Source organism: Lactovum miscens (genome assembly GCF_014202895.1).
In the GTDB taxonomy this organism is placed as follows: domain Bacteria; phylum Bacillota; class Bacilli; order Lactobacillales; family Streptococcaceae; genus Lactovum; species Lactovum miscens.
This window is the reverse complement of the sequence record NZ_JACHHV010000012.1, coordinates 23,359-46,028: the sequence shown is the minus strand read 5'-3', so window position 1 is coordinate 46,028 and position 22,670 is coordinate 23,359. Positions and strand designations below refer to the sequence as shown.

General features: G+C 38.0%; 23 protein-coding genes and 1 riboswitch. Of the genes, 3 read left to right on the top strand and 20 right to left on the bottom strand.

The features are described from left to right. Positions 1-97 precede the first annotated feature (97 nt). The 14 genes from ffh to HNQ37_RS04400 form a co-directional block, all read right to left on the bottom strand. Entirely contained in the window at positions 98-1,651 is a 1,554-nt protein-coding gene (gene ffh, locus HNQ37_RS04465) for a signal recognition particle protein (RefSeq protein ID WP_183539701.1), read from the bottom strand. 169 nt (positions 1,652-1,820) lie between these two features. Beyond that, positions 1,821-5,333 carry a chromosome segregation protein SMC gene (smc, locus tag HNQ37_RS04460; RefSeq protein ID WP_183539699.1) on the bottom strand — a complete coding sequence of 1,171 codons (3,513 nt, stop codon included), beginning with the start codon at positions 5,331-5,333 and terminating at the stop codon, positions 1,821-1,823. Then, on the bottom strand, positions 5,333-6,031 hold the full coding sequence (rnc, locus tag HNQ37_RS04455) for a ribonuclease III (RefSeq protein WP_183539697.1): 699 nt from the start codon (positions 6,029-6,031) through the stop codon (positions 5,333-5,335). Before rnc ends, smc begins: the two co-directional genes overlap by 1 nt. Positions 6,032-6,506: 475 nt before the next feature. Further along, positions 6,507-7,997, bottom strand: coding sequence for a glycerol kinase GlpK (gene glpK, locus HNQ37_RS04450; protein ID WP_183539696.1), 1,491 nt, complete (start codon positions 7,995-7,997; stop codon positions 6,507-6,509). Between the two features lie 69 nt (positions 7,998-8,066). Continuing rightward, positions 8,067-8,579 (bottom strand): QueT transporter family protein, encoded by a 513-nt coding sequence (locus HNQ37_RS04445; RefSeq protein ID WP_183539695.1) that lies wholly within the window; start codon positions 8,577-8,579, stop codon positions 8,067-8,069. Beyond that, positions 8,577-8,706: riboswitch (PreQ1 riboswitch) on the bottom strand. (Overlaps the previous gene by 3 nt.) Before the next feature lie 53 nt (positions 8,707-8,759). Next, positions 8,760-9,470, bottom strand: coding sequence for a 3-oxoacyl-ACP reductase (locus tag HNQ37_RS04440; protein WP_183539694.1), 711 nt, complete (start codon positions 9,468-9,470; stop codon positions 8,760-8,762). Then, positions 9,470-9,700 (bottom strand): Thoeris anti-defense Tad2 family protein, encoded by a 231-nt coding sequence (locus tag HNQ37_RS04435; RefSeq protein WP_183539705.1) that lies wholly within the window; start codon positions 9,698-9,700, stop codon positions 9,470-9,472. Before HNQ37_RS04435 ends, HNQ37_RS04440 begins: the two co-directional genes overlap by 1 nt. A gap of 19 nt (positions 9,701-9,719) precedes the next feature. After that, entirely contained in the window at positions 9,720-11,711 is a 1,992-nt protein-coding gene (metG, locus tag HNQ37_RS04430) for a methionine--tRNA ligase (RefSeq protein ID WP_183539693.1), read from the bottom strand. 214 nt (positions 11,712-11,925) lie between these two features. Beyond that, complete coding sequence (gene groL, locus HNQ37_RS04425; RefSeq protein ID WP_183539692.1) at positions 11,926-13,548, bottom strand: chaperonin GroEL; 1,623 nt, start codon at positions 13,546-13,548, stop codon at positions 11,926-11,928. 28 nt (positions 13,549-13,576) lie between these two features. After that, complete coding sequence (gene groES / locus HNQ37_RS04420) at positions 13,577-13,858, bottom strand: co-chaperone GroES (RefSeq protein ID WP_183539691.1); 282 nt, start codon at positions 13,856-13,858, stop codon at positions 13,577-13,579. A gap of 488 nt (positions 13,859-14,346) precedes the next feature. Beyond that, positions 14,347-15,273 (bottom strand): glycosyltransferase family 2 protein, encoded by a 927-nt coding sequence (locus HNQ37_RS04415; RefSeq protein WP_183539689.1) that lies wholly within the window; start codon positions 15,271-15,273, stop codon positions 14,347-14,349. After that, entirely contained in the window at positions 15,266-15,880 is a 615-nt protein-coding gene (gene ytpR / locus HNQ37_RS04410; RefSeq protein ID WP_183539687.1) for a YtpR family tRNA-binding protein, read from the bottom strand. Before ytpR ends, HNQ37_RS04415 begins: the two co-directional genes overlap by 8 nt. 28 nt (positions 15,881-15,908) lie before the next feature. Further along, the gene (locus HNQ37_RS04405; RefSeq protein WP_183539685.1) at positions 15,909-16,226 is read right to left on the bottom strand and encodes a thioredoxin family protein; all 318 of its coding nucleotides are present in this window, start codon (positions 16,224-16,226) and stop codon (positions 15,909-15,911) included. Then, positions 16,223-16,516: a hypothetical protein gene (locus HNQ37_RS04400; protein WP_183539683.1), complete on the bottom strand. Its 294-nt coding sequence runs from the start codon at positions 16,514-16,516 to the stop codon at positions 16,223-16,225. Before HNQ37_RS04400 ends, HNQ37_RS04405 begins: the two co-directional genes overlap by 4 nt. Positions 16,517-16,691: 175 nt before the next feature. Between HNQ37_RS04400 and pepA the strand changes: the two genes are divergently transcribed. Continuing rightward, a complete protein-coding gene (gene pepA / locus HNQ37_RS04395; protein WP_183539681.1) occupies positions 16,692-17,762 on the top strand; it encodes a glutamyl aminopeptidase in 1,071 nt (356 codons plus the stop codon). After that, positions 17,755-18,420 carry a phosphatase PAP2 family protein gene (locus tag HNQ37_RS04390; protein WP_183539679.1) on the top strand — a complete coding sequence of 222 codons (666 nt, stop codon included), beginning with the start codon at positions 17,755-17,757 and terminating at the stop codon, positions 18,418-18,420. Before pepA ends, HNQ37_RS04390 begins: the two co-directional genes overlap by 8 nt. 32 nt (positions 18,421-18,452) lie before the next feature. Here the strand turns inward: HNQ37_RS04390 and HNQ37_RS04385 are convergent, their stop codons facing one another. Genes HNQ37_RS04385 through tsaB form a run of 6 tightly spaced genes read right to left on the bottom strand, consistent with a single transcriptional unit; the run spans position 18,453 to position 21,889 of the window. Continuing rightward, positions 18,453-18,983: an SLOG family protein gene (locus tag HNQ37_RS04385; protein WP_183539677.1), complete on the bottom strand. Its 531-nt coding sequence runs from the start codon at positions 18,981-18,983 to the stop codon at positions 18,453-18,455. 22 nt (positions 18,984-19,005) lie between these two features. Next, positions 19,006-19,200, bottom strand: coding sequence for a DUF4649 domain-containing protein (locus HNQ37_RS04380; protein WP_183539675.1), 195 nt, complete (start codon positions 19,198-19,200; stop codon positions 19,006-19,008). A gap of 17 nt (positions 19,201-19,217) precedes the next feature. Further along, positions 19,218-20,249, bottom strand: coding sequence for a tRNA (adenosine(37)-N6)-threonylcarbamoyltransferase complex transferase subunit TsaD (tsaD, locus tag HNQ37_RS04375; RefSeq protein WP_183539673.1), 1,032 nt, complete (start codon positions 20,247-20,249; stop codon positions 19,218-19,220). Further along, entirely contained in the window at positions 20,246-20,692 is a 447-nt protein-coding gene (gene rimI, locus HNQ37_RS04370) for a ribosomal protein S18-alanine N-acetyltransferase (RefSeq protein ID WP_183539671.1), read from the bottom strand. The genes tsaD and rimI (HNQ37_RS04370) overlap by 4 nt, the downstream gene beginning before the upstream one ends. Then, the gene (rimI, locus tag HNQ37_RS04365) at positions 20,692-21,210 is read right to left on the bottom strand and encodes a ribosomal protein S18-alanine N-acetyltransferase (RefSeq protein ID WP_183539670.1); all 519 of its coding nucleotides are present in this window, start codon (positions 21,208-21,210) and stop codon (positions 20,692-20,694) included. The genes rimI (HNQ37_RS04370) and rimI (HNQ37_RS04365) overlap by 1 nt, the downstream gene beginning before the upstream one ends. Then, positions 21,182-21,889 carry a tRNA (adenosine(37)-N6)-threonylcarbamoyltransferase complex dimerization subunit type 1 TsaB gene (gene tsaB / locus HNQ37_RS04360; RefSeq protein ID WP_183539668.1) on the bottom strand — a complete coding sequence of 236 codons (708 nt, stop codon included), beginning with the start codon at positions 21,887-21,889 and terminating at the stop codon, positions 21,182-21,184. The genes rimI (HNQ37_RS04365) and tsaB overlap by 29 nt, the downstream gene beginning before the upstream one ends. Before the next feature lie 454 nt (positions 21,890-22,343). Between tsaB and HNQ37_RS04355 the strand changes: the two genes are divergently transcribed. Then, positions 22,344-22,577, top strand: coding sequence for an RNA polymerase epsilon subunit (locus HNQ37_RS04355; protein ID WP_183539665.1), 234 nt, complete (start codon positions 22,344-22,346; stop codon positions 22,575-22,577). The last annotated feature ends 93 nt before the right edge of the window (positions 22,578-22,670 follow it).

Here is a 22,670-nt window from a genome sequence, read left to right as displayed (position 1 = left end):
AATCCTTTTCTACTTTATTTTTCCAAATTCAAGTATAAAGGTTTCAGGTGTTTTTTTCTTGCTTCAGGTGGCTAACTTAATTTTACAATTTGCCATATTATTTTTTCTTTCCTTTTCTCATCTTCTTTTGAGCTCTTTTCATCGCTTGCTTCATAGCAAATTCAGTTGCTTTACCTTTAAGACCGCCACCAAACATCTGTCCCATATCAGGCATTCCAGCACCTTGAGGGAGATTCATTCCCCCCATCATATCTTGCAAAGCCGACATGTCAGGCATTCCAGCAGGCATCTGCATTTTTTGGTTTCCACGACCTTTTTGCTGCCCCATAGCACCCATCATGGCAGACATATCCCCATTCATAACTGCCTGCATCATATCCTTAGATTGACTAAATTGTTTAATAAATTTATTTACTTCAATAAAACTATTTCCTGATCCAGCCGCAATGCGACGACGACGTGCTGGTGAAAGTTCTACCTCAAGCTGACGCTCAGCTTGAGTCATTGATAAGACCATCGCTTTCTTGCGAGCAACGTCTTTGGGATCAACCTTTATGTTACTTGCGCCTGGAATTTCATTCATACCTGGAATCATCTTCATTATTTCTTCCATAGGTCCCATTGATTGAACTTGATCAAGCTGGTCGATGAAATCACCAAAGTCAAAGCGGTTGTCCATCATCTTCTCAGCTAAAACTGCTTGTTGTTCCTGATCATAATTGGCTTGCGCTCGTTCAATTAGTGTCAGCATATCGCCCATACCAAGGATACGACTGGACATGCGATCTGGATAAAAGATTTCAAGGTCAGTCAACTTTTCGCCTGTACCAGTAAATTTGATAGGTTTACCTGTGATCTCGCGAATCGATAAAGCCGCACCACCACGTGTATCACCATCAAGTTTGGTGATGATTACACCCGAAATATCTAAGATTTCATCAAACGTCTTTGCCACTTGTGCAGCAATTTGACCAGTCATAGCGTCAACAACGAGAAGAATTTCAGTTGGGTTAGCCAATTTCTTGATTTCTTTAAGCTCATTCATGAGCTTATCATCAATCTCAAGTCGTCCTGCAGTATCAATCAGAACATAGTCATTGTGAGCCTCTGAAGCAAATTTAAGACCATTACGCACGATATTAACTGGATTTTCCGAAACTCCTTCATCATAAACTGGAACATCTAACTGTTGCCCTAATGTCTTCAACTGATCAATGGCAGCAGGGCGATATACGTCACCAGCAATCATCAAAGGCCTAGCATTTTGCTCCTCTTTGAGTTTCTTCGCCAATTTTCCAGCAAAAGTTGTCTTGCCTGCACCTTGAAGTCCAACCATCATGATGATAGTTGGAATATGTGGCGATTTAAGAAGTTCAGCTTCTCCTCCACCTAAGATGGCAGTTAATTCCTCATTAACGATTTTAATTATTTGTTGTGCAGGATTTAGAGCCTCAGAAACTTCTACACCTATCGCACGTTCACGAATATTTCTGATAAATTTCTTTACGACGGGAAGAGCAACATCGGCCTCAAGCAAAGCGACACGAATTTCTTTGGTAATTTCAAGAACATCATTTTCTGTGATCTTTCGCTTCCCACGTAAATTTTTGAAAACGCCTTGAAGACGTTCAGTTAGATTTTCAAATGCCATTTATAATAACCCAATTTCTTTATACTTGTTTTCAATTATAACAAAATCCAATGTTTTGCGCTTCATCCAAAAGGCCGAAGGTACTGAGAAACCCTGAACTGTGTCCATCTTAAGATAGTTATAAAAATAAGTGACGCAAGCTCACTTATTTTTTATGTAATGACTCTAATTATTTTTCCTCAAAACGGACAGATACTATCTTTGAGACACCTGCTTCACTCATGGTAACTCCGTACATACCCTTGGCAGCTGCCATAGTCCCTTTACGATGAGTGACAACAATAAACTGGTTAGAGTTATCAAAATGATTCATATAGTCACCAAAACGTTTAACATTGGCTTCATCAAGAGCAGCTTCTACTTCATCAAGCACAACAAATGGAACCGTGCGGACACGTAAAATAGCAAAGAGAAGAGCAAGTGCAGTCAATGCCTTCTCACCTCCTGACATCAAAGTCAAGCTTCCCAGACGTTTTCCAGGTGGCTGAGCCAAAATATCAATTCCTGCATCAAGAAGGTTGTCGCTTGTTAAAACAAGATCAGCTTCCCCGCCGCCAAACATTTGAGAAAAGGTTTGTTTGAAACTGACACGAACGGCATCGTACGTTGACTTAAATCGAGCACGTACCTCATCATCCATCTCTGTCATTGTGCCAATCAAAAGATTTTTAGATTCTAATAAGTCGCCTTTTTGAGTGTTTAGAAATGCATAACGGTCACTTACTTCAGCATATTGTTGAATCGAATCAAGATTGACTGGACCAAGTCTACGAATTTGATGCTCTACGCCACGGAGATCTCTCTCTGCTTTCGGAAGCTCTCCATCATCAATCGTCTCTGATTGGCTTTCAGCTTCATCAAAACTAATTTGGTACTCTTCTGAAAGACTAATCTGAGCAGCTTTAAGATTAGCCTCAAGTTGTTCAATTTGAAGTTCTAGACGTGTTTTCCGATCATGATATATTTGAATCTCTTCCCGGGCTGAGAAATTTTTAACTTCTAAATCTTCAATCTGAGCACTGAAATCTTCACGTGCAAAGCGTAATGAAACTTGTTTGACATTTGTATCTTGCAATTTTTGATTAGCTTCCATCAATTGTTTTTGAAAATTGGCCCGCGTTGCAGAATCGATTTTAATTGTTTCTGCCTGATTAAGTGAGTCAAGACGTAGACTTATGTTCGCCAAGGAAGATTCAAATCTCGAATTTTCAGTCTTGCTAAAATTCAGCTCTGAGTTGATTCTTGAAACTTCTACTTTGAAATCTGTCAAAGATGCCGATTTTTCAGCGACTAAACTATTACGTTCTTCAGAGCTTGACTTTACAATATCCAATTCAGAATTAATTTTGTCTTTACTCTTTGCAATCTCATCGAGCTCAACTTGAATTTCAAAGTTATCCAATTTAAGTTGAGTGATAAGTTCTTCAGTTTCTGGTCCTGATGAAAGAGAAATCAGTTCTTCCAAATCATCCTTTTGTTGTGAAAGCTGCTTTACTCTAAGTTCAGATTCTTTTCCAAGTAGGCGTTTTTCCTCACCTTGTGTATGAAGTTGAGTAATTTCTGCAGTTAAACTCTTTTCAGCATCTACAAATTTTTGAGCGATTTTCTCTTTTTCTTTAAGCAAATTTTCAAGTTGGCTAACCTCTTGCTTCAATTGCTCTATTTCATTAGCAATAAAAGTTGAGTTGTTTCGATTTTGACGGGAACCACCTGAATATGACCCACCTGGTGAAAGCAGGCTACCATCAAGAGTGACAATGCGTACGTTGAAATTCATAGCACGGGCAATAACTGTTGCATTATCGCCGTTATCAACTATTATAGTTGTTCCAAGAAGACTTGATATTGCTGGTCTCAACTTTTCATCAAATTGAACCAAATTACTGGCCAAGTCTATAAAGCCAGGCATACCTGATACACGTGAATAATCTCGGAATTCTCGCGACTTAATTGTTGTCAGTGGCAAGAATGTTGCTCGGCCTTGCTTACTTTCACGCAAATAACGAATGGCTGCCTGCGCCGCCTGCTCATTTTCAGTCACAATACTTTGCGCACCACCACCCAAAGCGACTTCTAGCGCTGGCTCGTACTTGCTATCAAAGGAAAGAAGATCCGCAACAACACCTATGATTCCATTGGGATTTTCACGCATAACGGCACGTACACCGGCAAAAAGATTACTGTGATTTTCTCGAATATTCTCAAGTGAATTCAGCTGAGCTCGCTGCTTATTGTAACGTTCAAGTACTTTATATTGAGCTAGCTCAGATTCTGATTTTTGGGACTGGACATTTTGAAGTGCTTGATTCTTAGTTTGAAGATCAGAAAAGATCATATCAATTTCAGATTTTTGAGTTTCATAATCTGCTTGAATCCTCAGAAGGTCGGAAGAAATTATAGTTAACTTTTCTAAGTTTTCTTTATTTGAAGAGTCAGATTCAACCTGTTGGCGCAAAAGATTATCTGCATCAGCCTGATTTTTTGTTAATTGATTTGATAAAGTTGATTCTTTATTAACCAGAATCAGATAGCTCTCACGGAGATGCTCCGTCTGCGCTTCAGGGCTCTCTGAAAAGGCTTCTAAATCCTCTTCAAGTTCCTTAATTTTCCCATCCAAAATTAATTTTTGATGGTGTAAATTTTCTAGTACCTCACGATTCTCTGAAAGTCGCTTTTCAAGTTCTGTTTTTTCCTGACTGAATGTCTCAATTTGCTCAGCTCTCGCCTGATCAGACTTAGTCTGATCTTCTGCAGCTCTATCAAAGCGTTCAATCTGCTTTTCTAGATCAGATTTTAGTTCTGTCAGCGAAAGAGCTTGACTTTGTAAGGACTCTCGTTCCTTATCTGCTTGGTCACGTTGGTACTTTAAACTTTGAACTTTATCTTCAAAGTCTTTTTGAGAGAGAATCAATGCATCTAACGAGCCCAATACTTCTTCAACCTCAGTTGATGAATCATCATACTGGCTTCGTGCCTGTTTAACATGAGCAACTAATAGTGAAAGTGCCAATTTATGACGGGATGCATCAAGCGTCTGAAATTGCAAAGCTACATCACGTTGGCTCTTCAAACTTGGCAACTGACCAGATAGTTCATAGATAATGTCTTCCAGACGATCCAGATTATCCTGCATTGCTTTAAGTTTGCTTTCAGTCTCAGCCTTGCGAGTCTTAAATTTTAAGACACCAGCCGCTTCTTCAATAATCGCTCGACGCTCTTCAGGTTTCGAACTGAATACAGACTCAATACGCCCCTGGGAAATAATTGAGAAAGAATCACGTCCCAGACCTGTATCCAAGAACATGTCATGAATATCCCTAAGACGTTTTTTCTTTCCGTTGATTAGAAATTCTGAATCTCCATTTCGATAGAGGCGACGGGTCACAACAACCTCTTTATTATCAGAGTCCAAATAACGACCGGTATTATCAAAATGTGCAGTAACTTCAGCAAAATTTTGTGCTTTTCGTTTTTCTGTACCAGCAAAGATAACATCTGGCATCTTTGCCCCACGTAAAGATTTAGCAGATTGCTCGCCTAATGCCCATCTTAATGCTTCAGTAATATTTGATTTTCCTGATCCATTAGGACCCACTATCGCTGTAATGCCATGGTCAAAATCAATTTTTGTACGATCAGCAAAAGACTTGAAGCCATGAATTTCAAGTTTCTTCAAGTACATTATCTTTTGCTCCTAATTGCCATTTTGAATGCATCTTGAGCTGCAGCTTGTTCTGCAAGCTTCTTCGAATGTCCATGTCCTGATCCTAGTTGGAGCTCATTTTCAAAAACGGCTACTTTAAATTGTTTTTTATGATCAGGACCAGTCTCTTCAATGACACGGTATTCAATCTTAGTGTCCCCGTTAACTTGAAGGAGTTCCTGAAGTGCTGTTTTATAATCTGTCACACCTATAAAGTCTCCATCCTCAAAGTCAGGAATCACAACCAGATTAAGGAATTTTTTAACTGCTTCAAAACCTTGGTCTAACAAAAGAGCGCCTAAAAAGCTTTCGAAAAGGTCTTCAAGTGTTGTATCACGACAACGTCCGCCCATTTGCTCTTCACCATTTCCAAGCTTGATAAATTCATCAAAATGACACTTTTTTGAAAACCTTGATAAAGATTCGGTACGAACCAATGATGAGCGAATTTTTGAAAGTTCACCTTCTAATTTTTCTGGAAATTTCAAGTAAAGATATTCCGAAATTGTCAGTGATAGAGCAGCATCTCCCAAAAATTCCAAACGTTCGTTGCTTGCAGTCTTTGGGAGGTGGTTCTCATTGGCATAAGATGTGTGCGTAAATGCAGTTTCAAGTAATTTTGAATCGGAAAAAACGATATTAAAGTCGTTTTTTAATTTTAATTCTAATTTTCCCATAGCCTTAATTATAACAAAATTCCCAAGTAAATTTTTAAAAAAGCGAGTCTTAAAAAAATCGCTTTAACTATAAGTATCATCACATATTAGTTCAAAGTAAATTATTCAAATCTTGGTCTGAATTTTTATCAGCCCTTACTCTTCCAAATTATTAAAAAAGCTTTGAAAACTTTGTAACTTCGTTGTTTCTTTCAATTTTATTCATCAAAGTTTTCAAATTAAATCTTTCAATCTAGTTATCCTGTTGAACTTGTAGGACAAACCATCTTGTGTACCTGTTGAGAATACTTTAACTTATTTTAGATTCTATCTGAGGTCAATGTTGAGATGGGCTTTCGCTTTATCTGTTTTTGTCATCATAACCACTTTGATGTTAACAGCATTCTTAAACTTGTATTTAATTTTTCTATAGAGTTTCAAGCTACTTTCTTTTAATTATTACAGTCTAAATAAGAAATAGTCTAAAATTAACTTTCTACTTTGAAAATGTTTGAGTTGCTGTAACGGCTCTCACCCATCCCTGGTAAAGTTTTTCTCGGCGTTCTTTATCCATATTTGGTTGGTAAAGCTTGCCATCCATTCGTTCAACCTCTGTCTTATTTTTCCAAAAACCTATTGCTAATCCTGCTAATAGAGCTGTTCCAAAGGCAGTTGTTTCAGCATTTTCCGGTCGACGAATCGGAACATTTAGAACGTCAGCTTGAAACTGCATTAGGTAAGAATTAGCTGTTGCTCCACCATCTACACGTAGGCTTGGAATTGAAATTCCAGTATCATTAGTCATTGTATCAAGTATGTCTTTTGTCTGATAACAAATTGCTTGAAGAGCTGCCTTTACCAGATCATTATCATTTGTCGCACGTGTCAAGCCGAAAATAGCACCCCGAGCATTTTGATTCCAGTATGGGGCACCTAGACCAGTAAATGCAGGGACCAAATAAATATCATCGTCTGTATCCGATTTATATGCCATTTCTTCTGATTGGTCTGCATGAGTTAAGATTTTGACCCCGTCACGCAGCCATTGAACAACTGATCCAGCAATAAAAATAGAGCCTTCTAAAGCATAAGTCACCTTATCATCTAGCTTATAAGCGATTGTTGTCAGAAGCTTATTTTCTGAAAAATGTGGGTTCTCACCTGTATTCATTATAATGAAAGCACCTGTTCCATAGGTATTCTTGATCATGCCTTCCTCAAAGCATTGTTGACCGACCAAAGCGGCCTGCTGGTCCCCCATAAGATTAGCGATAGGAACAGATTCACCGAAGAAATGAAAATCCTTTGTATAACCATAAATCTCAGAATTCTTTCGAACTTCTGGCAACATACTAACTGGAATATTTAGAAGATGTAAAATTTCTTCATCCCATTTCTCTTCAACAATGTTATAAAGCATTGTTCGACTGGCATTAGTGACATCAGTCGCAAAAGACTCACCATTTGTTAATTTCCAGAGTAACCAAGTATCTATTGTTCCAAAAAGTAAGTCTCCTGCTTCAGCCATTTCTTGGGCAGTTGGGACATTGTCTAAAATCCATCGGATTTTTGTCGCGGAAAAATATGCATCGATTACAAGACCCGTCTTCTTATGGAAGAAATTCTCATACCCATCCGCAATTAACTGATCACAGATATCTGCGGACTGACGAGATTGCCAGACTAATGCATGACTAATTGGAAGCCCAGTGTTTTTATTCCAAACTACTGTTGTCTCACGTTGATTGGTAATCCCAATCGCTGCAATTTCAGACGGTTGAGCGCCTGAGTGTATGAAAAGGTCTGCTAATACTGACTGAACAGACTGCCAGATTTCATTAGCATCATGCTCTACCCAACCTGATTTTGGAAAGTACTGAGGAAACTCTTTTTGTGCAACCGCAATTTTATTGCCTTTTTTATCAAAGATAATGGCTCGTGAACTGGTCGTACCCTGATCAATCGCTAAAATATATTTTTTTTCCATAGTTCCGATTATATCAAAAAACACTGATAGCTGTCAGCGTTTTCAGTCTTGTTTTACCTTCATTTCAAATTATTTACTCAGGTCAATTCGCTTGCTTAACTTGTCAATAATGATACCACCCACAATTAAGGATGCAAATTCTCCAATGAAAAGTGTAAACCATGTCCAGATAAATGGAGCACCTGCTACAAAAACGAGTTCAATGGCAATAGTAAACATTGTAAAAGCAAAGAAAATAGCGAAGAAGACGAAAGCCTTATTTAACTGACCATTTAAGAAGTATTGGTCCTTGAAACGATCAAATAAGATTACACCTAACCAAACAAAGATTAAAGTTGAAAGTCCACCTACAATAACATCTACAATCGTGAAACTCATAAAATTTGAGATCATGCATCCAAGCGTTACCGCTATAATGTACTTTTTATTATAGAAGGCTAAAAAGTTAAACATTTCTGAAAAACGGAATTGAACTGGGCCATAACTAATGGCATTGAACCCGGGTGCGACTGTGAGGACAATGTAGAGTGCCGCAACTATCGCAATTGATACGATATCGAAGACCTTGATATTTTTTTTCATGAATTCTCCTTTATGCGTGGTAGGACATGAAATCTACCCGCAGTGTAGTATGCCTGAGCAAAGGTAAAAGTCTCAGGGATTAATATTGAACTTCTTTAGCCCACATTAACTTGTATAGTTTAACAGAATCTAATCAAAAAGAAAAGCCTGATAAACCTACCAGAACTCTTTTTTTAAATTTTAATAATTCATATGACCAAGTGACCAGCCTCCGTCAATTGGAATCACCGCTCCTGACATATATTTAGCTGCTGGGCTGGCAAGAAAAAGCGTCAATTCAGCAACTTCCTCTGGGTCCGACCAACGTTTTGAAGGAATATCCGCAGCAACTTTTTTCGCTACCTTTTCATCATTATCAAAGTCTGATGCGGTCATTGGAGTTTTAATTGCACCGGGTGCAATTGCAAGAACTTGGATCCCATGTCTCGCTTCATCCGAAGCCAGTTGCTTGGTAAAGCCAACGATGGCATGCTTACTTGTTGTATAAACCAGACCTCCTCCACCTGTACCAAGTCCCGCAACAGAAGCCATATTAATGATAACACCAGATCCTCGCTTTTTCATCTGAGGTAAAAATCCTGAACAAGTTAGGTAAATACTATCGAGATTTGTTTCTAAAACTTTTTTCCATAACCTATAATCCGTTGTGTCAAGTGTTTTATAACCATCTAAGATTCCAGCTGTATTACAAAGAATATCGATTTCACCGACAAAATTTACCATTTGTTTAACCTGAATAGGATCTGAAACATCACATTTAACAATCCCATCAGCCTCATGAATATCTACCGCTACGACTTCTGCACCATCATTTCTGAAGGCTTGAGCCTGGGCCTTTCCAATTCCTGAAGCTGCACCTGTAACAAGTACTTTTTGACCTGAGAATCGCATTATTCTACCAAAACCCAATCCTCAGCAAGTACATCACAAGGTGTAGGTGAGAACATAGAGAATCCCTCTCCCTTTACCTTAATTAGGAAATAAGGGGTTACCTCAATTTGATTACCCGAGGAATCAAAAATTTGGTTAAAGAGTTTAATGTAATCTTCACCACCTTCCCAACCACTTCTTACAATTTTTTTCCCAGCTTTTAAAAGGGGAAGAGCTGTTTCAAAATTTATTTTTTCGACTTTCATAAAATTAACCTATCAATGATCCATTTGGAGTTGAAGCGTCCACTGTACAGAGTTGGAGTGCCTTACCATCTGGGCTTTCAGCAGAAAGAATCAACCCTTCAGAGACATATTTTCCCATCATCTTACGCGGTTTTAAGTTTGCCACAATTTGAAGTTTCTTACCAACAAGTTCTTTCTCATTTGGATAGAAGGCCTGGATGCCTGAAAGTATGCAACGGTCCTTGCGTTCCCCATCATCTAAAGTGAACTTAAGTAATTTACTAGAACCTTCAACTTTTTCAACTTCTAGAACTTCTGCAATACGAATCTCAACCTTATCAAAATCGTCAAATTGAATGATATCTTTGTGCTCTGAAAGTTCATTAACTACTTCATTTTCACCGCCAATAAAGCCGTTCACCACAGCAATTTCTTCTTCTCGTTCAAGACGAGGAAAAATTGGCTCACCCTTTTTTACAACAGGATTAACAAAATCAACTTCAACTTGAAGATTTTCAATTGAAATTTGGCTGTCCGCTAAGCCGAGCTGACTGAAAATTTTCTCTGAGGTTTCATGCATAAATGGCTGTAAAAGAGCAGCAGCAATTCGAAGATTAGCCGCCAAATGATACAGCACATTGTTAAGTTTTGACTCGTCATTTTCAGATTTAGCTAACACCCATGGTACTGTTTCATCAATGTATTTATTACTGCGTGAAATCAGAACCCAAATCTCAGACAAGGCCACTGAAAACTCAAACTTATCCATAGCTACATGATAGTTTTTAATACTTGAGTCAACAACCTCATTCAATGCTGCATCAAACTCACTTGCTTCGCCTTTTTTAATTTTTCCCGAATTATATTTGTTAATCATGGCAACAGTACGATTCAGCAAATTGCCAAGGTCATTGGCTAAATCAAAATTGATACGATCAATATAGCTTTCAGCAGTAAAGTTTCCATCATTTCCAAAAGGCATTGCACGAAGGATGTAGTAACGGTAGGCATCTAGACCATAGCGTTCAACCAATGGCTCTGCATAAATCACATTATGAAAAGACTTTGACATTTTACGTCCATCTACTTGGTACCAACCATGACCAAAGACCTGTTTAGGTGTCGGCAAATTAAGGGCATGCAAGAAAATTGGCCAATAAATGGTGTGAAAACGCAAGATATCCTTTCCAACCATATTGACAGCATTTGGTTGGTCATCTTTTGTAGCCCAAAATTTTCGATAAAGACTATCATCTTCTGTCCCGTAACCAAGTGCTGTTATATAGTTGAACAATGCGTCAAGCCAAACATAAATCACATGTTTAGGATCTGATTTGATTGGAACTCCCCAAGTGAATGTCGTACGAGACACTGCCAAATCCTCAAGACCAGGTTTGATAAAGGTATTAATCATTTCATTCTTACGAATTTCAGGCTGGATGAAATCTGGGTGTTCCGCATAATATTCTAAAAGCCAATCAGCATATTTTCCCATACGGAAGAAGTAAGATTCTTCCTCAACTTTTTCCACCTCATGGCCTGAAGGTGCCATACCGCCGATCATCTTACCGTCAGCATCACGATAAACTTCAGCAAGTTGGCTTTCAGTAAAAAATTCTTCATCTGAAACAGAATACCAGCCTTCATATTTTCCAAGATAAATATCATCTTGAGCAAGCAACTGTTCAAATATCTTTTGCACAGCTTCTTCGTGATAGTGATCGGTTGTTCGGATAAATTTATCATAGCTAATATCAAGTAAAGACCAAAGTTTTTTTACATCTTCAGCCATCGGGTCAAGATATTCCTTAGGTGTCAAGCCAGCTTCTTCAGCCTTCTTCTGAATCTTTTGGCCATGCTCATCTAGACCTGTTAAATAGAAAGTCTCATAGCCCATAAGACGTTTGTAACGTGCTAAAACATCACAGGCAATTGTTGTATAGGTAGAGCCTAGATGCAATTTACCTGACGGGTAATAGATTGGTGTTGTAATGTAAAAAGTTTTATTTTCTGTCATTTTGATTAATTAGCTTAAGTCGAATTAGCAGTTGCTATTTAATTTAAGCCTCTCCTTCTATTCAGGCAAATGAAACCTGTTATTTGAGAAATCTCACTTTATAGTATAGCAAAAAAAAGCTTATTTCGACCTGGTGAAGCCACGATAACGGCTTTTCCTACTATAAAAAAATCCCATTCCCTTAGGAACGAGATTTCAAATTCATAATGTTTACTTAGAAGCCACCCATCATACTAGGGTCCATTGCAGGAGCTGCAGGAGCTTTTGGCTCTGGCTTAGATGCTACAACTGCTTCAGTTGTAAGGACTAAAGCCGCAACACTTGAAGCATTTTGCAATGCTGAACGTGTAACTTTGACTGGATCAATGATACCAGTTTCAATCATGTTCACCCACGTTCCATTTTCAGCATTGAAACCTTCGCCAGCTTTAAGTTCTTTCAGTTTGTTAATGACAACTGAACCTTCAAAGCCTGCATTAACGGCTATTTGACGAACAGGTTCCTCAAGAGCACGACGGACGATAGCTACACCAGTAGCAACATCTCCTTTTGCTTCAATCTTATCAAGAGCAGAGATAACGTTGACAAGAGCTGTACCACCACCTGAAACAATACCTTCTTCAACAGCGGCACGTGTGGCATTCAAAGCATCCTCAATCAGAAGCTTCATAGCCTTAAGTTCAGTTTCTGTAGCAGCACCAACTTTGATTACAGCTACTCCGCCAGCCAATTTAGCCAAACGTTCTTGGAGCTTCTCACGATCAAAATCTGAAGTTGTTTGTTCAACTTGAGCCTTGATTACTGCAACACGTTGAGAAATTGCATCTTTATTGCCTGCACCTTCTACAACTGTTGTTTTATCCTTATCAACAGTGACACGAGCAGCTGTACCAAGTGACTCAATTGTGGCTTCTTTCAACTCAAGACCGAGTTCTTCAGTGATAACTGTACCACCTGTCAAGATTGCCAAATCTTCAAGTTGAGATTTACGACGGTCACCAAAACCAGGTGCCTTAACAGCAACTACATTAAAAGTACCACGGATCTTATTCAAAACAAGTGTTGGTAAAGCTTCACCATCTACATCATCAGCCACAATTAACAAAGGACGTCCTGATTTTACAACTGATTCAAGCAAAGGCAAGATTTCTTGAATGTTTGAAATCTTTTTGTCAGTGATCAAAATGTAAGGATTCTCAAGGTCTGCAACCATCTTTTCAGTGTCAGTTACCATATATTGTGACAAGTAACCACGATCGAATTGCATCCCTTCGACAACATCAAGCTCAGTGCTCATTCCCTTTGATTCTTCAATCGTAATTACACCATCGCTACCTACTTTTTCCATCGCATCAGAGATGTACTCGCCGACTTTTTCAGAACGACTTGACACTGTCGCTACTTGAGCAATCGCAGACTTACCAGAAACTGGAATGGCTAATTCTTTAAGAGCAGCAACTGCAGCTTCTGTTGCAAGCTCGATACCTCGACGGATGCCGATAGGGTTAGCACCTGCAGTTACATTCTTCAAACCTTCACGAACAATTGCTTGGGTCAGCAATGTTGCTGTAGTTGTACCATCACCTGCAATATCATTTGTCTTTGAAGCAACTTCTGAGACAAGCTTTGCGCCCATATTTTCGAAGTGATCTTCAAGCTCAATTTCTTTAGCAATTGTGACACCGTCATTAGTAATCAATGGGCTACCAAAAGACTTTTCAAGAACTACGTTACGTCCTTTTGGACCAAGGGTTATTTTAACTATATCAGCTAGAATATCAATACCACGTACAATAGAGGCACGTGCATCAGATGAGAACTTAATTTCTTTTGCCATTTTATAAATACCTTCTTTTTACTAAATTTTAGAGAATCGCAAGCAAGTCAGATTCATGTGTGATCAAAAACTCTTCGCCTTCAACTTTAACTTTGCTGCCACCATACTCAGAAAAAATAACTGTATCTCCAACTTTAACTTCAAGTGGAATTAAGTTTCCTTCTTCATTACGTTTGCCAGCTCCAACAGCAACAACTTCGGCTGTACGAGGCTTTTCTTGGGCAGCACTTGTCAAGACAATACCGCCAACTGTTTTTTCTTCCTCTTCTTTAACACGTAAAACGACGCGATCTGCTAAGGGTTTTAACATTTTGGACCTCCAATATTTTATATTAGCACTCTTTTATCAAGACTGCTAACTTACATTCTTATTTTAGCTCAAAGGTCAAGAATAGTCAAGAAGTAAACTTGAAAAAATCACCAATTTGCCATTTTTTTGAAAAGATCAGAGTTTTTTATAAAAATTATTATTCTTCTTGTATAAAGCCTATGATTTTCATACCAAATTTGAAAAGTTTGGTATGAAAATCATCCTTTTAAAATTTTTTATTATTTATCTTTATTTGTGATGATGGCTTTCAATTATAAATATGTGGAAATAATATTAATCTTCCCCAAAATAGTAAAACCGAATATTTATATCTTTCAACTTCGATTTTCTATTTCGATATACTAACAATTTGATATTAATTACCTTAACAAGGTTCAAATTTGACAGTTGTAAATCTTTACACATTTCTTAGCATCAACAAAATTTTTTCATAAGCAATAAAAAAGCTCAAAATAAAAATTTCGAACTTATTTCTTTTCTTTAATAATAAAAACTGGACGGCCTTTGACTTCAGAAAAAATCTTCGCGATATACTTACCAATGATTCCAAGCATTAAGAGTGTAACTCCAAAAGCAAAGAGCATAATTGTCACGGTTGAGGCCCAGCCACTTACAGGATCCCTCCAGAAAATTGCTCTTCCTATTACAAAAATAACCGCAATAATGTCCACAAACACAACGAACAAACCAAAGTAAACTGCTAAATTCAATGGCGCTTCGGAGAAATTAATAAAACCATCAATTGAATATTTTAAAAGCCTGAAGAAATTCCAGTGAGTATCCCCTGCAACACGTTCACGATTCTCATAAGCCACATATTCTGTATTAAACCCTACCCAAGTGAAGAGACCTTTGGAGAAACGATTGTATTCTGCTAAATCCAACACTGCATCCGCCATCGGGCGTTTCATCAAACGGAAATCACGGACCCCATCAATTACAGGTGTTTCTGAGATCTTATTCATAATCTTATAGAAGAGGTGGCTAAAGAAACTACGTAACCAGGGTTCACCTTTACGATCTGAACGACGAGCGGCAACACAATCTACATCTGGATCTTGCAATATATGATACATCTCTATCAGGGTTTCTGGGGGATCTTGCAAATCTGCATCCATCAATGTCACATAGTCTCCGGTTGCCTCTGATAGCCCTGCATACATGGCAGCTTCTTTACCAAAATTCCTTGATAAATTGATATAATGAACCAATTCGGGATTTTCAAGATTAAGTTTACGTAAAATCTTTAAAGTCTCGTCTTTTGAACCATCATTTACAAAAATGTACTCAAAATCTGTTGGAATTTGCGGACGAATTTTCTCAATTTCATTATAGAAAAAAGGCAGGCTCTCTTCTTCATTATAGCAAGGTACTATAACAGAAATCTTAGCCATGCCACATTTCCTTTTCTTTGAAGTCAAGACCTGCTACTAAATTGTCTGACAATTCAATAATGCCACGTACCTGTGGTGCGTTTGGCAAATTTAATTCACGAGCTGAACAGAGCATCCCAAAGCTTGTTACACCTCGTAGACTACCTTCAAAAATCAAGGTACCGTTAGGCATCAATGAAATTGGGAGTGCAGCCACAGTTTTCAAACCAACATGTGTATTAGGAGCTCCCGAAACGATTTGGACCAAGTGCTCTGGGTTGCCAACATTCACTTGACAAACATGAAGGTGATCTGAATCAGGATGATCTTCCATCTCAACGATTTCAGCCACCTTAAATTGCGAAGCCGCCGTCCCTTCAATTGTATCCATAAATCCCGCCTCGGCGATCTCGTCCTCAAGCTTCCAAACTTTTTTCTCACTCAGCTTGATTTCACCATTCTTTTCAAATTCCTTACCAAAGAAGTTCCAAGCGACCGTCTCGCCCGTATCCTCACGAAAGATGCGTGTAATATCAGCCCTACGCTCGTAATCGATTTTTGTGCCTTGATTGTCTGCAATGACGAGCATCAAGACATTCCCAATATTCTTATTAAAAAATGCAATCATGTGTTTTTTTCTAATTATTTATTTTGGTTTATTTAAATTCTGAGAGGAAGCTATTAACCTCATCTTTAGTTTTACGTGCTTTGTTAACAAGACGACCAATCTCTTTGCCATTTTCTAAAACAACAAAACTTGGAATTCCAAAAATATCCCATTCTTGAGCTACGTCAATGTATTCATCTCGATCAACTTCCACAAATTTAAACTCTGGATTTTCAGCTTCAATTTCTGGCATCTTTGGCTTGATAAAAGCACAATCAGAACACCATCCAGCACTAAAAAAGAAAACAGTTTTACCTTCGCCATTAACCAAAGTGGCAAGATTCTCTATATTTTCTGGGAAAATCATTCTACAATCTCTTCTTTCTCTTCTTTAATAATTTTTTGTGACTTTTCTTCAATCTCAAAAGAAATTGACTTTCCTGACGAGAGATTCAAGCCACCTGCAAAGACGCCCTCACGAATTGGTTCATCAAAGAGCCAAACTACATCGATTTCTTCTAAATCAAAATGTGTTCGAACTGCATCAACTAAGTCACGGCGCAAGTCGTCTTCATTTTTTTGATAGGCCATATAAAGACCTGCACCTGCCGCAGCACCGACTGCAAGACCCAGACCAAACTTCCAAAATTTACTCATGCCTAGATTTTATCATATTTTAAAGCGAAACACTTAAAAATGACGAAAAAACTGACAATTTGTCCTTTAATAATAATTTGATTAGAGATATTTTCTCGATAGAGGTATAATAGATGACATTAGTAATCAGAGAAAGGCAGCAAGCCAAATGCTTGCTCGAAAAATCACATCTATAATGAAACTTTTTGAAAAAATTAAAGAAATTACTGAAATCCAAGCTACTAGTGGTCACGAAGGAAAAATGCGTGACTATTTGGCGAAAAAAATGATCAATTTGGGCTATGAACCTTTTTACGACGGCCTTGGAGGTATCTTTACAACGATAGAATCTAAAGTTGTGGATGCTCCTCGTGTAATGATTGCAAGCCACATGGATGAAGTAGGTTTCCTGCTTTCTGAAATAAAAGCCGACGGGACCTTCCGTGCAGTTAACCTCGGAGGTTGGAATCCCCTCGTTGTCAGTGCTCAACGGTTTAGTCTTTTCACGTCCGAAGGAAATGAAATTCCTGTTATCACTGGTGGTGTTCCACCACATCTCACACGTGGAAATGGAATTCAGCCAAATCTTCCAAATATTTCCGACATCGTCTTTGATGCAGGTTTCGCAGATAAAGCCGAGGCTGAGAGCTTTGGTATTCGTCAAGGTGACGTGATCGTTCCAAAAACAGAAACTATTTTAACAGCGAATGGCAAAAACATCATCAGCAAAGCTTGGGATAATCGTTATGGTTGTTTAGAAATCTTAGAGCTCTTAGAATACTTGAAGGGCAAAGAACTCGCTGTAACATTGATTATTGGTGCCAATGTCCAGGAAGAGGTTGGTTTACGTGGTGCTCGTGTATCGACGACAAAGTTCTATCCAGATCTCTTCTTTGCGGTTGATTGTTCACCTGCCGCTGATACTTTTGGAGATGACAACGGCAAATTAGGTGCGGGTGTAACCCTGCGTGTCTTTGACCCTGGTCATATCATGCTTCCTGGAATGAAAGATTTCTTAATTGAGACAGCCACTGAGGCAAATATTAAGACTCAATACTATATTGCAAAAGGTGGCACGGATGCAGGCGCAGCTCACCTCGCGAATGAAGGGGTACCTTCAACTACAATTGGTGTATGTGCACGATATATTCATAGCCACCAAACACTTTTTAGCCTTGATGATTTCCATCAAGCTCAAAAATATTTACGTGTCATTGTAACTTCCCTTAACTCAGAAAAAATTGGAGGAATAAACCTAAATGCATAAAAAGTTTCATTACAGCTTAGGTGGTACTTGCCTTGTTCTTTTTACCATGTTGGCAATTATGGTCCATTTAAAATTTCAAAAGGCGCCTGTTAATATTTTTATTAATGATACTACCATTCAAAAATTTATCTTTAGTTTTCATTTTAATCTTTTAACTACGTTGGCTAAATACATCAACGTTGGTTTTGGCCCTAATGGAGGATTGGTCATGATATTTGTCTTTGTCATTTTAGTCCTTATTTTCAAAAAGGCTAATCGCTGGATTTCATCCATTTATCTTTTGACAACTAGTGGTGTTGGGATCAGCTTAAATACCGAAATTAAGAATCTCGTCGGTCGAACTCGTCCTTTTGTAACACAGCTGATAACAGAAACTGATAAATCTTTCCCTTCAGGGCATTCCACTGGAGCTACCTTATTAATTGGTGGATTATTTCTGGTAATAGTCTCCAACATAAGATCTCTGCCTTTGAAAGTTCTATTAGGAATTGTTGCTTCCGTAATTGTTTTAACAGTAATGGCAAGCCGTGTTTATCTAGGCGTTCATTACCCAACGGATACAATTGCTGGTGCTCTTTTTGGCTTATCAATTCTTCACTTATCTTATCCAACTTTTTATAAGTACAGTGTACAAAAATCTAGGAAAAGATCACGTTGATCTATTTCAAAATAAAACGGCAATTGTTAAATTCAATCGCCGTTTTCATTTTCTGCAATATTTTGTAAATTTTCAAAAGTAATGAAATCAATTGAATAATTCGGCCACTTCCCCATCATGTCAATCAAAAAATGAAGTTTTGTTTCATTTTCTGAATCGTATAAGGCCAATGCGGCATCCGTATTTTCAATTAAAAACTGATCATAAGCTCGAAATTGCCCAGGGTCTTGATAGTCATCGAAGCTATATTTTACAAAATCAACCTGTTTAAATTTTTGAAGCTTGGCACGATTGGCTTCATTCCAATTTTGCCCATGCGTTTTAAATGGGAAAATCGTCGAGCACTTCAGTCCATAATCTTTCGAATATTTTCGTGCTTCTTCAAGGACCCAATACTCAAAGCCCAGATTTCCACCAAAAACAAGCCATTCGAGTCCGTCATTGAGATAAGTCTCTAAACGCTCATCGATGGCTTTTCTAATAATTTTCAACTTAGGGTCTTTATCCGAAAATATACCTAAGTCAAAAGCTGAGTAACCCTGGACCAATAAGTTTTTAATCATAAAAATTAATTCGTATTAATCATTAAGCGTATAAATTATAGAGATCTAGAACGGTCCCCTCAAAGTCTACTTTTTCACCATTTACCACAAGTTCTAAAACTTTTCCACTATCTGGTAGCACATCATAATCATCCAACTGCCCTACAATAAAGTCAGCAGGTGTATCAAACTCCTCTGTAAAGGTCATTCCATTCTCAATTTGAAAAGTAAATTTCATATTCTAAATCCTCATTCTTATTTGATTGTGTCAAATGCCATACTCGGATAAGCATTTTCATCTAATTTTACAAAACTCTTAGCTTTATATTCTGCATATGCCGCCGACGAGATCATCCCAGCATTATCTCCGCAGAGCCTGAGTGGTGGGATAATTACTTTAATATCTGTTATTTCTTCGGCAAGGCGTTCACGCAAGCCTTTATTAGCTGCGACTCCCCCAGCTACAACAAGAGTTTTGATCTCTGGGAACTCTGCCAAAGCAGATTTCGTTTTTGCCAATAAGATATCGAGGACAGCTGCCTGAAAACTTGTTGCTAAATCTCTCTTTTTCAGAACCTCGCTTTTTTGTTCAGCATTGTGAACGAGATTAATAAAAGCAGATTTTAACCCTGAAAATGAAAACTCATAACCTGGCTCTTTGATCATCGCTCTAGGGAAATTATAAACGTCTTTTCCTTCGTGAGCCATTTGGTCAATGGCCTTACCTGATGGATAGGTCAACCCCATCACACGTCCTACCTTATCATAGGCTTCGCCAACTGCATCATCCCGGGTTTCACCAATTTTCTTGTACTCCCCTTCTTTTGCAACATAAACAAGTTCTGTGTGTCCTCCAGAAACAAGGAGAGATAAAGCTGGATATTCAATCGGGCCGCCTGAATCTGGTAAATTGGCAGCCATTAAGTGACCGGCCATATGATTCACGCCAATTAACGGAAGTTCATGTGCCCAAGCAAAAGCTTTGGCAGCAGTCATACCAACCAAAAGAGCTCCTACTAGACCCGGTCCCTCAGTTACTGCGACCGCAGACAACTCTTCAAGAGGGATCCCAGCCTCATCTAAAGCGGCATCAATACAGTAAGTAATTTGTTCAGTATGGTGACGACTTGCAATTTCAGGCACTACTCCCCCAAAACGTTTGTGACTAGCTATCTGTGTCGCAATTACATTTGTCAGAAGTTCTTGGCCATTTTTTAAAACAGCCACTGAAGTCTCATCACAAGAAGACTCTATGGCTAATATATAATTTTCAAATTTATCTTTCATAAAAACTGCTCCTTTTTCATAAGTAAGGCATCTTCAACTGGATTAGAATAATACGACTTTCTTCGATTAAACTCTTCAAAACCAAGTTTTTGATAAAGCCTTCGAGCTGGAAAGTTTCCTTCACGTACTTCAAGAAATAAAATTCCTTGTCGTTCATTTAATTGGCTCAATAAGGCTTCAGCAATTCCTTGTCGTTGAGAATCAGATGAAACAGCAATATTCGTAATTTCTGTCTCATCTACAACTTGCACAGTCGCCATAAAGCCAACCAAGTTCTTCTTATCATCATATGCTAGGAAATAAAGACTACTAGGAAGGTTCATATCGTCTTTAATTTGCTTCAAAGTCCATGGAGATTTTTCATAATTGCTGGATAAAATATTGTAGATTTCTTTTGCAAGAGCATTACAATTAGCCACCAAGCGGTTATTCTTAATCCTCATTAAATCTCCTTAAGCATTTCCAGTGCGTCGTTTCCATCGGAATAGTAATGAGACAGAATTCGTTCGCTTTCAAAGCCCCGCTTCCTATAAAATCCCTGAGCTCCACGATTTTCCAGTGCAACTTCAAGCGACATTTTAGAAATCTCAAGAATCTTTGACAGCTCAAGCGCATTATCAAAAAGCTCTGAACCAAGTCCTTGACCCTGTTCAGTCTTCCTCACAATGAAATTAGAAATATGAAAATCTGTATGTTTTCTATCCCAACGAAGGCCAATGTAACCAAGAATTATTCCCGATTCTTCTGCCACAATAAAGCAAGCATAGCGATTTTCATTTATTTCATGCTTGAAATGGCTGGCAGTCCAAGGTATTTCCTCGTAGACCTCACGTTCCACAGCAAGTAGCTGCTTAATGTCAGCCTCTGTCGCAAAACGAAAATCGACTGTCTTTGCATTTTTAAATTTGAAATCTGAAACTTCAGAAGATTTTTTAGACCTGTGAAACCAAGTCTTTATCATCTGCCACAAGCCCACTTGCTTCCTCCCACTTTTCTTCAGCTTCTACTTTTTTTAGGTAAATTGGATTAAAATCATGAATATTTTCGACTGGTTCTCGATGACTTGCAATTCTTGCCAAGTCAAAAGCTGAGGGAAGATTCTCTGGTGCATCCATAATAATCTTTGCATCTAGAAAGACTAAATGAATTTCTTCCACAAACATTTCTGCATCTCCTGTGAAAATGAGATTATCATATGAAGAAAGAGTTGGTAAGAATTTAGACAGCTCAATATGTTGATCCTCTATCAAACTTTGACCCGAACGATAAACACCTGCATAAACCATTCCTCTACGGGCATTCATCAATGGAATAACAACCGTGTTTTCTTTAACTCGAGCCGCAATAGCTTCAAGGCTTGAAAGACCAACCAAGTCAATTTTTAGAGTCCAAGCAAGCGTCTTTGCTGCCGTGACTGCTATACGCAACCCTGTATAAGAACCAGGGCCCTGAGAGACAGCTATCCGATCCAAATCTTTGGGCTTTAAACCAACCTGAGCCATTAAAAAATCAATCGTTGGCATTAATGTCACTGAGTGATTCAAAGAGGTGTTAAGTAAAATTTCAGCTAATAACTTTCCGTCATCAACAATCGCAACCGATGTAGCAATGGCTGAGGTATCAAATGCTAGTACTTTCATATCTATTTATTATAGGGTAAAAGAGGACTAAATGCAAAATTCAGAATCAAAAATAATCCAAGTAAAACAACACGCTATAAAGTTTTAAGCACTCTACGAAGTGAAGAAAATCTCCTAAATCAATTCAAGGACATTTTCATAATTAAAACGAAGACAATGTGTGATTATTTGCTAACCCAACAGATTCACTCTTCAGAGTTGACATTCTGTGCATAATTTCCATAAATGAAGCTTGTTCTTTCTGAAAAGTTTTTAATAAAGTTACATAAGTTTACCAAAAAGATCGTCATCTAAGCCAGACACAAAAGCTCTTTGCCACATAAAAACAAGCAATTTTTTAAATTCTTCTCAAGGAAGGAACCTCAAGCCTTTTTATATTTCATGATATATGGTAAAATGAAAGTAATTGCAAAAGGCAGAAAATTAAATAAATAATAAAAGGAATAAACATTAGATGATTTTTAAAGTTTTTTATCAAGAAAATAAAGATACAACACCCCGCCGTGAAAATACCTATAGCATGTATGTTGAAGTTGATGCAACTGAGGTACTTGAAGGTACCATCCTTCTTCGCGAATTAATCATGTCAAAAACAAATTATCGTATTGAGTTTATGGATGCTCTTACAGGTGGGGCTCTCGAATACGAAAAAGAGAATGCACCATTCAAATTAACAGAAATTAAGTAATCAAAACAACTGAATAAATTAGAATCTGTCAATCACTTTATATTAGTGGAATGACAGAGTTTTTTGTTATTTTATGAAATTATTAAAAACCAT

What these genes read in the sequence shown, in the direction of transcription:
- groES (WP_183539691.1), bottom strand. Translation starts at nt 13,858, where the DNA reads ATGTTAAAACCCTTAGCAGATCGCGTCGTTTTACGTGTTAAAGAAGAG.
- HNQ37_RS04385 (WP_183539677.1), bottom strand. Translation starts at nt 18,983, where the DNA reads ATGATTAAAAACTTATTGGTCCAGGGTTACTCAGCTTTTGACTTAGGT.
- groL (WP_183539692.1), bottom strand. Translation starts at nt 13,548, where the DNA reads ATGGCAAAAGAAATTAAGTTCTCATCTGATGCACGTGCCTCTATTGTA.
- HNQ37_RS04440 (WP_183539694.1), bottom strand. Translation starts at nt 9,470, where the DNA reads ATGCGATTCTCAGGTCAAAAAGTACTTGTTACAGGTGCAGCTTCAGGA.
- rnc (WP_183539697.1), bottom strand. Translation starts at nt 6,031, where the DNA reads ATGGGAAAATTAGAATTAAAATTAAAAAACGACTTTAATATCGTTTTT.
- glpK (WP_183539696.1), bottom strand. Translation starts at nt 7,997, where the DNA reads ATGGAAAAAAAATATATTTTAGCGATTGATCAGGGTACGACCAGTTCA.
- HNQ37_RS04415 (WP_183539689.1), bottom strand. Translation starts at nt 15,273, where the DNA reads ATGGCTAAGATTTCTGTTATAGTACCTTGCTATAATGAAGAAGAGAGC.
- HNQ37_RS04400 (WP_183539683.1), bottom strand. Translation starts at nt 16,516, where the DNA reads ATGAGTAAATTTTGGAAGTTTGGTCTGGGTCTTGCAGTCGGTGCTGCG.
- HNQ37_RS04355 (WP_183539665.1), top strand. Translation starts at nt 22,344, where the DNA reads ATGATTTTTAAAGTTTTTTATCAAGAAAATAAAGATACAACACCCCGC.
- ytpR (WP_183539687.1), bottom strand. Translation starts at nt 15,880, where the DNA reads ATGATTGCATTTTTTAATAAGAATATTGGGAATGTCTTGATGCTCGTC.
- metG (WP_183539693.1), bottom strand. Translation starts at nt 11,711, where the DNA reads ATGACAGAAAATAAAACTTTTTACATTACAACACCAATCTATTACCCG.
- HNQ37_RS04390 (WP_183539679.1), top strand. Translation starts at nt 17,755, where the DNA reads ATGCATAAAAAGTTTCATTACAGCTTAGGTGGTACTTGCCTTGTTCTT.
- HNQ37_RS04380 (WP_183539675.1), bottom strand. Translation starts at nt 19,200, where the DNA reads ATGAAATTTACTTTTCAAATTGAGAATGGAATGACCTTTACAGAGGAG.
- smc (WP_183539699.1), bottom strand. Translation starts at nt 5,333, where the DNA reads ATGTACTTGAAGAAACTTGAAATTCATGGCTTCAAGTCTTTTGCTGAT.
- HNQ37_RS04405 (WP_183539685.1), bottom strand. Translation starts at nt 16,226, where the DNA reads ATGATTTTCCCAGAAAATATAGAGAATCTTGCCACTTTGGTTAATGGC.
- rimI (WP_183539671.1), bottom strand. Translation starts at nt 20,692, where the DNA reads ATGAGGATTAAGAATAACCGCTTGGTGGCTAATTGTAATGCTCTTGCA.
- tsaD (WP_183539673.1), bottom strand. Translation starts at nt 20,249, where the DNA reads ATGAAAGATAAATTTGAAAATTATATATTAGCCATAGAGTCTTCTTGT.
- HNQ37_RS04445 (WP_183539695.1), bottom strand. Translation starts at nt 8,579, where the DNA reads ATGAAAAAAAATATCAAGGTCTTCGATATCGTATCAATTGCGATAGTT.
- ffh (WP_183539701.1), bottom strand. Translation starts at nt 1,651, where the DNA reads ATGGCATTTGAAAATCTAACTGAACGTCTTCAAGGCGTTTTCAAAAAT.
- tsaB (WP_183539668.1), bottom strand. Translation starts at nt 21,889, where the DNA reads ATGAAAGTACTAGCATTTGATACCTCAGCCATTGCTACATCGGTTGCG.
- rimI (WP_183539670.1), bottom strand. Translation starts at nt 21,210, where the DNA reads ATGATAAAGACTTGGTTTCACAGGTCTAAAAAATCTTCTGAAGTTTCA.
- pepA (WP_183539681.1), top strand. Translation starts at nt 16,692, where the DNA reads ATGAAACTTTTTGAAAAAATTAAAGAAATTACTGAAATCCAAGCTACT.